9 protein-coding genes and 2 pseudogenes are annotated in these 12,856 nt (G+C 47.7%); 7 read left to right on the top strand and 4 right to left on the bottom strand.

Annotated features, from left to right (window positions below; genetic code table 11):
- Window positions 1–157: 157 nt before the first annotated feature.
- A pseudogene (locus ACR2PX_RS01630) lies at window positions 158–1,060 on the bottom strand (ABC transporter ATP-binding protein); the annotation flags it as partial.
- 354 nt (window positions 1,061–1,414) lie between these two features.
- On the bottom strand, window positions 1,415–2,335 hold the full coding sequence (locus ACR2PX_RS01625; RefSeq protein WP_433997613.1) for a TIGR01777 family oxidoreductase: 921 nt from the start codon (window positions 2,333–2,335) through the stop codon (window positions 1,415–1,417).
- Between the two features lie 977 nt (window positions 2,336–3,312).
- On the opposite strand from ACR2PX_RS01625, the gene ACR2PX_RS01620 reads away from it, so the two are divergent.
- The 5 genes from ACR2PX_RS01620 (at window position 3,313) to ACR2PX_RS01600 (ending at window position 9,074) form a co-directional block, all read left to right on the top strand.
- Entirely contained in the window at window positions 3,313–3,624 is a 312-nt protein-coding gene (locus ACR2PX_RS01620) for a PTS lactose/cellobiose transporter subunit IIA (RefSeq protein ID WP_051786219.1), read from the top strand.
- Window positions 3,625–3,894: 270 nt separating this feature from the next.
- Complete coding sequence (locus ACR2PX_RS01615; protein WP_433997612.1) at window positions 3,895–4,899, top strand: LacI family DNA-binding transcriptional regulator; 1,005 nt, start codon at window positions 3,895–3,897, stop codon at window positions 4,897–4,899.
- A gap of 223 nt (window positions 4,900–5,122) precedes the next feature.
- Complete coding sequence (locus tag ACR2PX_RS01610) at window positions 5,123–6,466, top strand: 6-phospho-beta-glucosidase (protein ID WP_433997611.1); 1,344 nt, start codon at window positions 5,123–5,125, stop codon at window positions 6,464–6,466.
- A gap of 108 nt (window positions 6,467–6,574) precedes the next feature.
- A complete protein-coding gene (gene chbG / locus ACR2PX_RS01605) occupies window positions 6,575–7,336 on the top strand; it encodes a chitin disaccharide deacetylase (RefSeq protein WP_433997610.1) in 762 nt (253 codons plus the stop codon).
- Window positions 7,337–7,703: 367 nt separating this feature from the next.
- Window positions 7,704–9,074 carry a hypothetical protein gene (locus ACR2PX_RS01600; protein ID WP_433997609.1) on the top strand — a complete coding sequence of 457 codons (1,371 nt, stop codon included), beginning with the start codon at window positions 7,704–7,706 and terminating at the stop codon, window positions 9,072–9,074.
- A gap of 69 nt (window positions 9,075–9,143) precedes the next feature.
- Here ACR2PX_RS01600 and ACR2PX_RS01595 read toward each other — a convergent pair whose 3' ends face one another.
- A complete protein-coding gene (locus ACR2PX_RS01595) occupies window positions 9,144–9,479 on the bottom strand; it encodes a hypothetical protein (RefSeq protein WP_433997608.1) in 336 nt (111 codons plus the stop codon).
- Window positions 9,480–10,046: 567 nt separating this feature from the next.
- Here ACR2PX_RS01595 and ptsG point away from each other — a divergent pair.
- Window positions 10,047–11,480, top strand: a complete 1,434-nt coding sequence (gene ptsG / locus ACR2PX_RS01590; protein WP_433997607.1) for a PTS glucose transporter subunit IIBC — start codon at window positions 10,047–10,049, stop codon at window positions 11,478–11,480.
- A 15-nt stretch (window positions 11,481–11,495) separates the two neighbouring features.
- Here the strand turns inward: ptsG and ACR2PX_RS01585 are convergent, their stop codons facing one another.
- Entirely contained in the window at window positions 11,496–12,230 is a 735-nt protein-coding gene (locus ACR2PX_RS01585) for a copper homeostasis protein CutC (RefSeq protein ID WP_433997606.1), read from the bottom strand.
- Between the two features lie 298 nt (window positions 12,231–12,528).
- Between ACR2PX_RS01585 and ACR2PX_RS01580 the strand changes: the two are divergent.
- A pseudogene (locus tag ACR2PX_RS01580) lies at window positions 12,529–12,856 on the top strand (IS701 family transposase); the annotation flags it as partial.

Here is a 12,856-nt window from a genome sequence, read left to right as displayed (position 1 = left end):
GCTCAGGGCTGCTTTTAATCTGCTCAGGTCTGTTTTTAATCTTCTCAGGGCTGTTTTTAATCGGCTCAGGGCTGCTTTTAATCGGCTCAGGGCTGTTTTTAATCGGCTCAGGGCTGTTTTTAATCGGCTCAGGGCTGTTTTGTCCGGGGCTGTCTGATGTCAGACTGACAAACAGCTCCTCAAGACGGTTAGACTTGTTTCTCATACTGGCGACTTCAATGCGATATTCACTCAGCTGCCGGAACAGGTCATTAACGCCCTGGTGCTTGCCCACCTCAACCTCGATACTGCTGTTATCCACTTTCTTGACGGTATAACCCGCAAAGGTTGGCAGATCATCAATCGGCTTATTCAGATCCAGGACAAAGCTCTCCTGCTGAAGCTTGCTCAACAGCGCTTTGGTGCTGGTATTCTCCACAATCTCACCGTTATCAATGATGCCGATGTTGCGACAGAGCTGTTCGGCTTCTTCCAGGTAGTGTGTGGTCAGAATAATAGTGGTGCCCTGCTCATTGATTTCTCTCAGAAAATCCCAGAGAGAACGACGCAGTTCAATATCGACACCCGCAGTAGGTTCATCCAGGATCAGCAGTTTTGGCTGATGAATCAGGGCTCTGACGATCATCAGACGACGCTTCATTCCGCCGGATAGCATTCTTGAGATATCATGTCGCTTATCCCACAGGCCCAGCTGTTTCAGATACTTCTCAGCACGTTTGCGAGCTTCTTTCGCCGGAATGCCGTAGTAGCCAGCCTGTGTCACAATAATATCTTCAACTTTTTCAAACTGGTTAAAGTTGAATTCCTGGGGTACTACACCCAGCATCCGCTTGGCTTTGACAAGATCAGTATCAATATCGTGTCCGAATACCGAAACCTTGCCAGTGCTCTTGCGAACCAGAGACGAAATAATACCGATAGAGGTTGATTTACCGGCACCATTGGGCCCCAGCAGGGCATAAAAGTCCCCTTTTTCGACAGAGAGATCAATGCCTTTCAGAGCTTGAAATCCATTGTCGTATTGTTTTCGTAGATCCTGTATTTCCAGTGCCTGGGTCATGCTTTCATAATCCGTAGTACGCAGTATCTCGATTCCTTATGAACCACTGCATAGTTTCACTCTTGCTTTTACCCTGCTCTCTTTCATCAATCCTGTGAAGTCAAAAAGAGGCTGCCACTCATGACCGTTACTCTGAACGTTTTTCGATCTTCATGGAATAGAAAAACATCCTGTGGCTCATGGCTGTCAGTACTTATTTTCTTATTGCGACATAGAGGGTTTCACTCTCTGAATGAAGTGTTAATCCATCATAAGGAAGCTGAAAAGAAGATTGAGCGAGAGACTCAACCTCTTCCCAAAATGAAAAAGAGAATCATTCTATTATAAAACGGACGATTAAACGGCATTTTTAGATCATTTTTTTTCCAGCGGTGCATCAATCAAATGAGCTAAAGCGGGTTTCAACTGCGGATAAGCGAACTCATAGCCTTCAGAAAGAAGTCGTTCCGGGTAGACATTCTGGCCTTTCAATACCATTTCAGAAGATTCCCCCAGCATCAGCTTCAAAACCATCGCCGGCATGGTCAGAAAAGCAGGACGGTTCAGTGCCGCTGCGAGCGTTTTAGAATACTCTTTGTTGCTGACCGCCTCTGGCGCGGTAGCATTAAAGGCTCCCTGTGCCGACTCTGTCTCAAGTAGAAACAGCAGTGAGTTCACCATATCTTCCATGTGAATCCACGACATTATCTGTTTACCCGAACCCAGTGGACCGCCAATTCCGAGTCTGAAAGGAGGCAACATTTCATGCAAAGCACCTCCTCCAGGATGAAGCACCACTCCGGTTCTAACCAGACAAACCCTCACACCCAAACCTTCTGCACGTTGTGCAGCCTGCTCCCAGCGCACGCAAAGCCCTGCAGAAAAATCGTCACCAGACTCGGATGATTCTTCCAACCGGGCAGCATCTTCTCTGCCACCGTAAAATCCAATGGCGGAACCACTGATCAGGCAACCTGGACGACTTTCCATTCGCTCAATCAGGTCAACCAGCTCTGATGTCAGGGTTACCCGGCTATCCAGCAATTGTCTTTTCCTGGCAGGCGTCCATCGTTCATCCATTACCCCCTCACCCGCCAGATTAATCACAGCATCGAAAGCCACAGATGGATTCACCGCTGACAATGACTTTACCGGTTTCACTTCACTGGTGAGCAGCCGTCGCACATCCTTTGCATCCTGCCGACTCAAAATCGTCAGCCGATGACCTTTTGACAAAAGTTTGGCCACCAGCCGTCGACCAATAAACCCTGTGCCCCCGGTAATCAGTATCTGCATGGTAAAAAGCCCTGAAATATGCCTTGTGAAGGTATGAAAACGTCTTCTGTCTCGTAGGGATAAAAAAATCCCATTACCCCATATTAAACAGCCATGAGTGTCGGAAACAATTCTTCACGACGATGTTTAATGAGAAAAACTACGGAATGTCTTCTGCCAGAGATAAATGTATCGCCAGAGCATGATGAAATTAGAGGAATAAAGCCTGAACACCGATCCGGTCATTTTTGAGAATGCTCTCAGCGGGCCGCCTCTTTTAACCCATAAATAGCCATGAGCGAAGAAAAATAGTTTGCGCACCCCAAATAGGAACAAGGACAAAGCAAATTATTTTCACATAAAAAAAATACCCTAGGTCCCCTCAAACCTGGGTATTTCACTGGCTGGCTTGTCACTGGCTCCCGCTTCTCTTTTTTATATCCCTGTCTTCCCTGGCGTTGTTTGTTGTTTTTATTGATTTGCCCGAGTGACTTCATGATACGTATTTTCCACTAATAGAATTTTGATCCAGATCAACAAAACTTCGGTTTACACCTACCCCTCTTTCTGAACATAACCGTTTTGTAAAAATATAAAGTCGGTTAGACTGAGTGACTGAAGCACTTTGATGAGTTTGCCAGAGCATTAGCTGCTGACTGTATAAGCCGTTTATTCAAACTCTCCTGCTGTTTGCTGGGTATCGTGTGTAGTCTGTTAACCACTCATTACTGTTCAGTTTTTACTGTAATGACAGGACGGACTCAGACCCTGGATACCAGACACCTGTTTGTTTGTGACATGTTTCTCAGTAACGAAGTCCACAACTTGGTTTTTTGATTTATGTCAACCATGATGTAACCGGTTTCTGAAACCGGTTACATCTAAAAACAACACAGTGTAAACTGAGCTTCGTAACTATTTTATTGAGTGCTGAAAGCCATTTTTCAAAACGCATTGAAGGCGCTCCGGCTAACCGTTTTCCAGACAGGAGTATCACCATGGATCTAGAGTCCGCAGTAATGGAGATCATCATTAACTCCGGCCAGGCCCGTAGCTGTGCTTACGAAGCTTTGTCTAAAGCAAAAGCCGGGGACTACGAAGGCGCCGAGGAAATGATGGCCCACGCTCAGGAAGCCGCTAAAGGGGCTCACCGGGTTCAGACCCAATTGATCGAGGAAGATCAGGGCGAAGGAAAGACTTCAATGACCCTGGTTATGGTTCATGCACAGGACCATTTAATGACATCCATGCTGGCCCAGGAAATGGTTCAGGAGTTGATAACACTTCACAAAAAAGTCGATCAGAAGTAATAATGGCCGGATCACAGCATTTCTGTAGAGAAAATGCCTTTTTCTCATGGCTTTCTATCCAAAGCCATGAGCGACTGAAAAATAGTTTCATCACTCTGAGTGATGAAACTATTTTCACGGCAACAAATCGGCGTTTTCATGCTCATAACTGCAGACAAAGACTCTCTGGCTGCAACACACAGTGATCCGGACTTCAATGCCTATAGCGCCTGTAGCGCAAAAAAGTCGTGAAGAGAAGGGTCAGGCAGCCTTTCACGCAGGATTGGACTAATGGCAACAATAAAAGACGTCGCTGAGCGAGCAAAAGTATCCCGGGCTACGGTCTCCAGGGTACTGAACAATACCGGACAGGTCACTGAGACAACCCGCCTGCGGGTGAAGTCTGCAATGGACGATCTGAAATACCGTCCAAACCCTGTGGCTCAATCTCTGGCGAGTAATACCACGAACACCATTGGGTTAATGATTTCGTCATTTCGGGGTGGTTTTTTTGGTGATCTGATGGCGGAAGTTCAACAGGTCGTCGACTCAGCCGGTAAAGTGATGATTGTCACCCAGGGCAAACACAGCGCCGAAAGCGAGCGGGCCGCCATCGACTACCTGATCAACATGAGAGTTGACGGACTGCTGCTTCATGTTCGCTACCTGAGTGATGACGAGCTGATTACCATTGCCGAAACGGCCCCACCCTTTGTGCTTCTGGATCGTTATGTCGACGCTCTGTCTGACCGCTGTATTACTTTTGATCACATCAAAGCCAGCGACAGCGCTGTCGAAATTTTACTGAAAAGCGGCCACACCGACATCGCCTGCCTGGCGGGCAAGCTGACAAAATCCAAAGCCAAAGAACGCTTCCAGGGTTATGCCAATGCCCTGACTCGCCATGATATTGCTCTGGACATGGATCTGGTAACAGAAGGCAATTATACGAGAGAAGCCGGGTACGAAGGGGCCAAACAACTGATTTCAACCGGTAAGCCCTTTACCGCTGTTTATGCCTGCAGTGAAGAAATGGCAGCAGGCTGCATGGACGCATTTCGTGAACACAATATCGATGTGCCCGAAGACGTTTCCCTGATCAGTTATGACAGTGTGGATCTTTGTACATTCTTGACTCCACATGTCACTGCACTGCATTTCCCAGTCACTGAGATGGCCAGCGTAGCCGGCACACTTTTAATGAATCGACTCAGGGAGGAGGGTTTTACCAGGCCAGAGCACACCCATTTTGGCGGGGAACTGCGCCTGAGAAATTCAGTAAGGAAACTCAAATAGTTTTCGGTCAGACAGTCTTCTGCCCGTAGTCTGTGTCTTCTGGCTCACAACAAGAGCTTTGCAAAGCCTGAAGCGACTGCTGTCCGAAACAAACAGCCATGAGCCGAAAATGCAGCCTCATCATGAATGAATAGAAATAGCTGCAACTCTGATGGCTGCATTTTCATAGCAAAGACATTCTGCCGCCAGAAACCTGCCGATTCCATCTTTATGCAGGCAGACAATGGCAGCAGTCGGAAGTGAAGGTATACAGATGAAGAAACTGAAACTCGCCGTCATTGGTGGTGGCAGCAGTTATACACCAGAGCTGATTGAAGGGGTGATCAAGAGAGTTGATCGTCTGCCCGTAGCCCAGATTGATCTGGTGGATATTGACGCCGGCCGCGAAAAGCTTGAAATCGTTGCACGCCTGGCTCAACGCATGGTATCCAAGGCAGGTCTTGATATTACCATCAGAGCCACACTGGATCGTCGTGAAGCCATCAAAGATGCCAGCTTTATCATGACCCAGCTGCGTGTAGGCGGTCTTGCAGCCCGGGCACGGGATGAACGCATTCCTCTTAAATACAATGTCATTGGTCAGGAAACCACTGGACCCGGTGGTCTGGCTAAAGCACTGAGAACTATTCCAGTACTGCTCGACATCTGTCGTGATATTGAAGAGCTGGCTCCTGATGCCTGGCTGATTAACTTCACCAATCCTGCCGGCATGGTGACCGAGGCCATTAGCAAGTACACCAAAGTGAAAGCGCTGGGTCTTTGCAATGTTCCCATTCACATGCATCACGATGTTGCAAAAGCATTCAACGTTGATTTTGATCGCATCAAAACCACCTTTGCCGGTCTGAACCATCTGGTTTGGATGAGCGATGTCCGCCTCGATGGTAAAGACATTACCGGTGATCTGATCGAGAAACTGTGCGACGGTGCCCACATGAATATGAACAATATTCATGAATCTCCCTGGGATCCCGACTTCCTTCGAGGCCTGGGTGTTATTCCCTGCCCTTACCACCGCTATTTCTACATGCAGGATGAAATGCTGGCAGAAGAACAGGAAGCGGCCAAGTCCAGGGGAACCCGTGCTGAACAGGTTATGAAAACTGAAGAAGAGCTCTTTGAGCTCTACCGTGATCCTAATCTGGACATCAAGCCTCCGCAGCTGGAAAAACGTGGTGGTGCTTACTACTCAGACGTATCCCTGAACCTGGTTGACTCTCTGCACAATGACACCGGCATGATTAACGTCGTAAACACGGTTAACAACGGTGCCATCAGCAACATGCCAGACGACTGCGTTGTTGAAATCAGCTCTGTCATCGACAGCGGCGGTGCCCACCCTATTTCAATGGGTGAGCTGGCAGAAAACCAGATTGGTCTTGCCCGTTCCGTCAAATCCTATGAGTCTCTGGCCGTTGAAGCCGCTGTTCATGGTGACTACAGCAAGGCACTGCAAGCTCTGACCGCTAACCCTCTGATCCCCAGCGCCAAGATTGCCAAATCCATTCTGGATGACATTCTGGAGCAAAATGCTGACTACCTGCCTCAGTTTGACCTGAAGAAATAATTCAGAGCAGCAAACTGAAACACACTTCCCGGACCATTGACCGGGAAGTCATAAACTGTTTTCTCGAAAAGAGCATGTGATCGCTGTCTGGCTTTCACAGGAGAAGTCATGAAACTGATTGTCAACGCCGACGACTACGGCCTGAGTGAAGGGGTCAACTACGGCATCATTAATGCTTACCAAAACGGCATTGTTCGCTCCACCACCATGATGGTAGGAATGCCAGGGGAAGCCCATGGCGTAGAACTTGCCAAAGCAAACCCCGGTCTGAAAATCGGTATTCATCTTCGTCTGACAGCGGGTCAATCTCTCTGCAAAGACCTCAAAACTCTGACAGACGAAACCGGACAATTTAACGCCCAGGGGGATTTTTACGGCAATGAAAATATCTGCCCCGAGGAAGTTGAAAAAGAATTTCGCGCCCAGATTGATCGCTTTCTGTCCCTGGGTTTAAAGCCGACTCACCTTGACAGCCATCACCATTGCTATGGTCATCCTGTCGCCTACCCGGTAGTGAAAAAGATCGCCAGAGAGCTGGACATTCCTCTGAGAACGGTGGATTCAAAGGAAGTTTCAAAAATAGGTGAGTTTAGTTATCGATTCAGCGATGAGTTTTACGGCGAAGTCAGTGAAACCATGCTGATTGAAATTGTAGACAGGGAAATTGCCAGCCAGGGGCAGAACTGCATTCTCGAAGTCATGTGTCATCCGGCTTTCATTGACCCAGCCCTGTACCAGATGAGCTCTTACTGCATACAGCGTGTCAGGGAAACCGAGATTCTTAACTCTGACTCTCTCAAACGGGCCCTGACAGAGCGCGAGGTTGAACTGACCGACTACGATTTTGTCACTCAACAGTCGTCCTGCTGAGTAACGCCAAAACACCTAAGAAGCCCTATTCCCCGGTCTTTCGCCGTATTTTCGGCGGAAGCACTAACTCGTGTAATCTCCCAATATTTGCTCTTAAACTTTCCTGAATAGTTTTCCTGAATAGCTTTCTTGAAAAGTTCATTTTTATTGCATGAAAATGACATTTTTGTGAACCCTGTCACAGCAAAGATCTGAAAATAGAGCACAATAATAACCATATGTAACCGGTTTCATTCTCTGGTTCAGCAGTACAGGTATGCCGTCCAATAACAAAGTGAATTCGACCAATCTGCCTTATTAGCACTTCTGCAAAAAGGCCTTTTAGCGAAATTCACACCAACAAGACATACACAGGGACACAATAATAATGAAAATCATGACCAAGTCACTGTTGAGTGCCGCCGTCAGTACTGTTATTGCCTTTTCCGCATCATCCGGTGCATCTGCGAATAGTGAAGCCTCCCCTTTCTTCTCAGATTCAACCATTAGCGGCAGTGTTAACCTTTTTCTACGGGATCGGGATCGTGCAGGTACCGATGCCAACGGCAAAGATACCTCTAAAAAAAGCAATCTTGATCACGGATCGGCTTTTGCCAATCTGAGTTTTCAATCGGGCTATATCAATGATTTTGTGGGCCTGGATGCCATGGTCTATGCGACCTACGATATGTGGCAGGACGCAAGCCCCGACCATGAAATGAACTTCTGGAACGTTGATAACCCTTATGACAAGAACCCGGAAGACGACAAGTGCACCAGCATTTGGAGTGACTGTAACGCCAACGGCGTTTCCATTGGTACAGCCGCTCTGAAGTTCAAACTTGGAGAAAGCAGCACGGCCAGACTGGGTTACTTCCAGCCTTCAGTGCCAAGTACACTGGGCGTTAACTGGTCCTTCGCACCCGGAACTTATCGCGGTGGTGAAATTGGCACCACAATCAGCGGACTCTCACTGGGTCTGGTAGTCGCTGATCAATACAAAGCTCCCTGGTATAAAGACGACTACGAGTTCAGAAGCTCTCTCAACAAAGATGCTGGCGAGGTTTATTCAACAGGCGCACGCTATACCCTGGAAAACGGTCTTGCCATCGATGTTGGTTATGGCGCACTGACCGATGGTGAAAGGAAAAATGCTCACATCAAACTGAGAAGCGAAACCGCTGGCGGACTCAGCTGGTCACCTCAACTTTACGTCACCAGTGATGACGAGCAGTATGATTCAACCGCGTTTCAACTCGCCTTGCTGACCAGCATGTCTTCAGGTCAATACTCCTACAGAGCCGAAGCAACCTATACATCTGCTGAATCAAAAGTTAAAGGTATCTCTGAAAACTTCACCTATCGACTGACCAAGCAATTTGGTGGATCGAACGGTGCCTATGACATCTGGTGGAACAATCGCTCTGACTTTAACCACGACGAAGAACTGGCTTTCTTCCTTTCTGCCAGTCGTGATTTTTCGGATATCGATGCACCTGGATTCAGTGCAGGGGTGAGCGGTGCTTACGGTTTTGGCTCCAAAGCCACCGGGTATGATGACCTTAAAGAGTATGCGTACAGTCTCTTTGCCAATTACTCCATCCAGAATGGTGCTCTCAAAGGCGCCAACATCGGACTGCACTTCACTCAGTACTTTAACGACACTGACGCTCCTGCCTGGAACGGTTATACAAATCTGTTTCAGGATGAAACCGATTTCAAACTTATCTTGAGCATGCCTTTCAGCATTAAAAAGTAATTAGAGGACATTTCGACATCATAAAAAACGGAGCCAACAGGCTCCGTTTTTTATTCAGCCTGCAGAACTTTATCTGTGACCTACACGGCCCGGGTTCACAATCATGGCGTTTTGCTCCATGCCACCACTCCTGGCAACGACTTTCCATGTACCTATACCGCTGCTGAAAGGCAAAATAACGTGGGCCCGGCCTTTATCATCCACTTCTCCCTGACCAACAACATTACCATTAATGTCCATCACCATGACCTGCCCACCGGATACAGGCTGACCATCACTCCAGACATTGACATTAGCCATGTTGCCAAACATGTTGCCAGAAACATCCAGATCGGCAGCAGACGCCGTCATGGCAAATACAGTCAGGGCTGCAGCAGAACTCATCTTGAGTATTTTCTTCAGCATGATTATCTCCTTGAAATAAGTGTTCAAATGCACAGCTCGCCTGGCGGCTGTATAAAACTCATATTAGGTGCTTGAGCAACAAAGCCATTAGATATGACCTACCTCGAAATAACGTTTCCAGGCTTGCTCATTTCCTAATGTTCTAAGAGACAAGGTTTGCAGCCACTCTTTCAGACGGTATTTTCAATCCGGAACGCTCACCCTAAAGTGATTGTAATCAGGAAGAATGAAAGCCTTTATAATTCAGGTCATTATGAGCGGGTAATGAGGCGCAAAAATATGACACTTGCCGATCCAGTCCACTTGTAGAACCGTGATCATTTGACATTGAAATCACTGTTGGTGGCCCCCACCAACAGCGATTTGCTTCTTTAAACATTCAGACGCAATAACGATACCATGGAACGTGATCGGTCCTTCCCGGGATTTTCAATCCATTGACATCTTACTTTTGCCATTGAGCTGAAATGTTTTTGCTACGCTCACAGCTGTTTGGTCTATCCTTCCATCAATTCATAAACCTTCAATTAGCTCTCAGATTAGAATCTTCTCCCCGGAGTTTCCCCAATGGTCAAATCTGCATTCGGCACACTTCAGCAGATAGGTCGGGCACTTATGCTGCCTGTAGCAGTTCTACCTGTTGCAGGAATACTGCTGGGTGTAGGCAGCGCCGGCTTCGATTTTATTCCAGACCTGGTTTCCAGCATCATGGCCCAGGCCGGCGGCATGGTCTTTGGAAACCTTCCCATTATTTTTGCTATCGGTACCGCCATTGGCCTCACCGATAATGATGGTGTTTCATCCGTAGCGGCGACAGTCGGCTATGTGGTCATGCTGGGAACCATGGGGGTCATGGCAACAGAACTGGGAGTAGAGCCCAGCTCTATTATGGGTATCGATACCATTGAGACCGGCGTTTTCGGCGGTATCATTGTCGGTATCATGGCTGCCTGGATGTTTAATCGTTATTACAAGATCAAGCTACCGGATTATTTAGGCTTTTTCGCTGGAAAGCGGTTTGTTCCCATTGTCACCGCCATCGGGGCCATCTTCCTGGGGATCATCCTGAGCTTTATCTGGCCCCCTATCCAGGATGGTATTGACGCCTTCTCACAATGGTCTGTGACAGAAAATCCGGTAATGGCTGGCTTTGTCTATGGCATAGTGGAACGGGCGCTTATCCCGTTCGGCTTGCATCATATCTGGAATGTGCCTTTCCAGATGGAGATGGGCGAATTCATTGATCCATCAGGTAATGTCTATACCGGTGACATCGCACGTTTCTTTGCGGGCGACCCCACTGCAGGATTCCTGGCGGGTGGCTACCTTTTCAAAATGTTTGGCTTACCAGCTGCTGCTATCGCCATCTGGCATTGCGCCAAGCCGAAAAACAAGCACAAGGCTGCTGGCTTGATGATATCAGCGGCACTCACCTCAGTACTCACAGGTATTACAGAACCTATTGAGTTTTCATTCCTTTTCGTCGCTCCGGTTCTGTATGCCATTCACGCAGTACTTGCCGGACTGGCATACGCCATCACCAATTACCTTGAAATCAAAATGGCCATGTCATTCTCCAATGGCCTGATTGACTACGCCCTCTATTACGGCATTGCTACCAAACCTTCCTGGATCATTGGCCTGGGGCTGATTTACGCGGTTCTTTACTACGTCATTTTCAGAGTGATGATCACCCTGCTGGATCTCAAAACCCCTGGACGAGAAGACGAAACCGAAATGGTGGCCAAGGTTGTAGCTTCCAGCGACCTGGCCAGAAACCTTATTATGGCCTTTGGAGGTAAGGGGAATATCAAGAATCTGGATGCCTGCATTACTCGCTTGAGGGTCACCGTGAACAACCCCGATGACGTTGATCAGGATGCCATCAAACAATTGGGTGCCACCGCTGTAGTGGTGGTGGGCCAGAACATGCAGGCTATTTTTGGCACTCAATCCGATAACATACGGACTGAGATGCAAGAAGCGATTAAATCCATGTAACTCATGGTCGGATCATTAAAAAGATTCCACTGCTTTGCAGAGAGAAAGGACTCTCTTAACTGAAACCTCTCCTTCCTCCAGTACACTGCTGTATGCGTGAACACTGGTAGAATGGTTTTCTATAGGCAACTGCTGAAGAATCTTGCCAATATTCTCAGGGCTAACTCCCCCGCCAACGACCAGCTCCAACTGGTTTTCAGCTCGAAGCATCAGTTGCTTAAGCATTCTTACCCCTTCGAAAGCACCGTCTGCTGAACCCCAAGCTGTACCACTGCTTAATATACGATCCACACCGTACTGCATCAGCAGATCAAGACTCTCAAACATATTGGGCGTAGCATCTAATGCACGATGAAAGGTCACAGATAAATTACGAGTCTTGGCTGTATCCACCAGCCGACCTAACACATCTCGATTGAGCGTATTACCTGGCAGCTGAAGTGCACCAATGACAACGCCATCAGCACCGGCCTGAGCCGCATCGGCGATCTGTTGCTCCATCAGCCGAATCTCTACCGTACTGAATGAAAAATCCCCACCACGAGGACGAATCATGCAGAGTAATCCACGACGATCTTGAAAAGCTTTTCGGGCTGCCTCCAGATGGGCCATAGCTGGAGTAGTACCACCAACAGACATGTCACCACACAATTCAATGCGTGATGCGCCGCCTTCATGAGCGGCTGCAACTGAGCGATAAACATAGTCTGGGTTCAGACTGTTGACGCAAATCTCAACAGGGATTGGCAATGGTTGACTCCTCGATGCCCATAGCGAAAAAAAGAACGACACTAAAAACCTATTATAGAAGCCTGTTCCGTTACTCAAAGTGACTGAAGTCATAGACAGGACAACTATGACAATGATTATCAGGTTGTCACAAATACTGCAGAAAACATACTTTTTACCGAGAAAAATATTCTGCTTTACCGTTTTTTATTCAAGCGTTGAGCGACAGTATTTTTTTCGCTCAAGATAGGACTTACGCATTGACAGCGTGTTCCGAAATTTGATAATTGACCCAAATGATTGTTTATCAGGGATGAAAATGAGAAGTACTACTCGCCCGACTACCGCACGATGCACCCTTTCACAATACATGGCTTTTTGATTAGTGAGCCAAAATCATCAACATGCACAAGGCTGGCAGAAGTGACAGGCATTTCTCACGACAGCGTTAATCGCTTTCTTCAGCGCGAGGATTATCAACCAAAAGATATGTTCGATGAGGCTGCTCAAGACCTATGCTTTGTTGGCGGCACCCTGAGTGTTGATGACAGTGTACTCGACAAACCATACAGCTATTCTGTGGCACTGGTCAGCCACTTCTGGTCTGGTAAGCACCACCGGGTAGTCAAGGGAATCAACCTCGTCAC

The sequence above is a fragment of the Endozoicomonas sp. genome (assembly GCF_051008435.1).
Classification (GTDB): domain Bacteria; phylum Pseudomonadota; class Gammaproteobacteria; order Pseudomonadales; family Endozoicomonadaceae; genus Endozoicomonas_A.
Note: the sequence above shows the minus strand (reverse complement) of the source record. Positions and strands in the feature narration are given on the sequence as shown.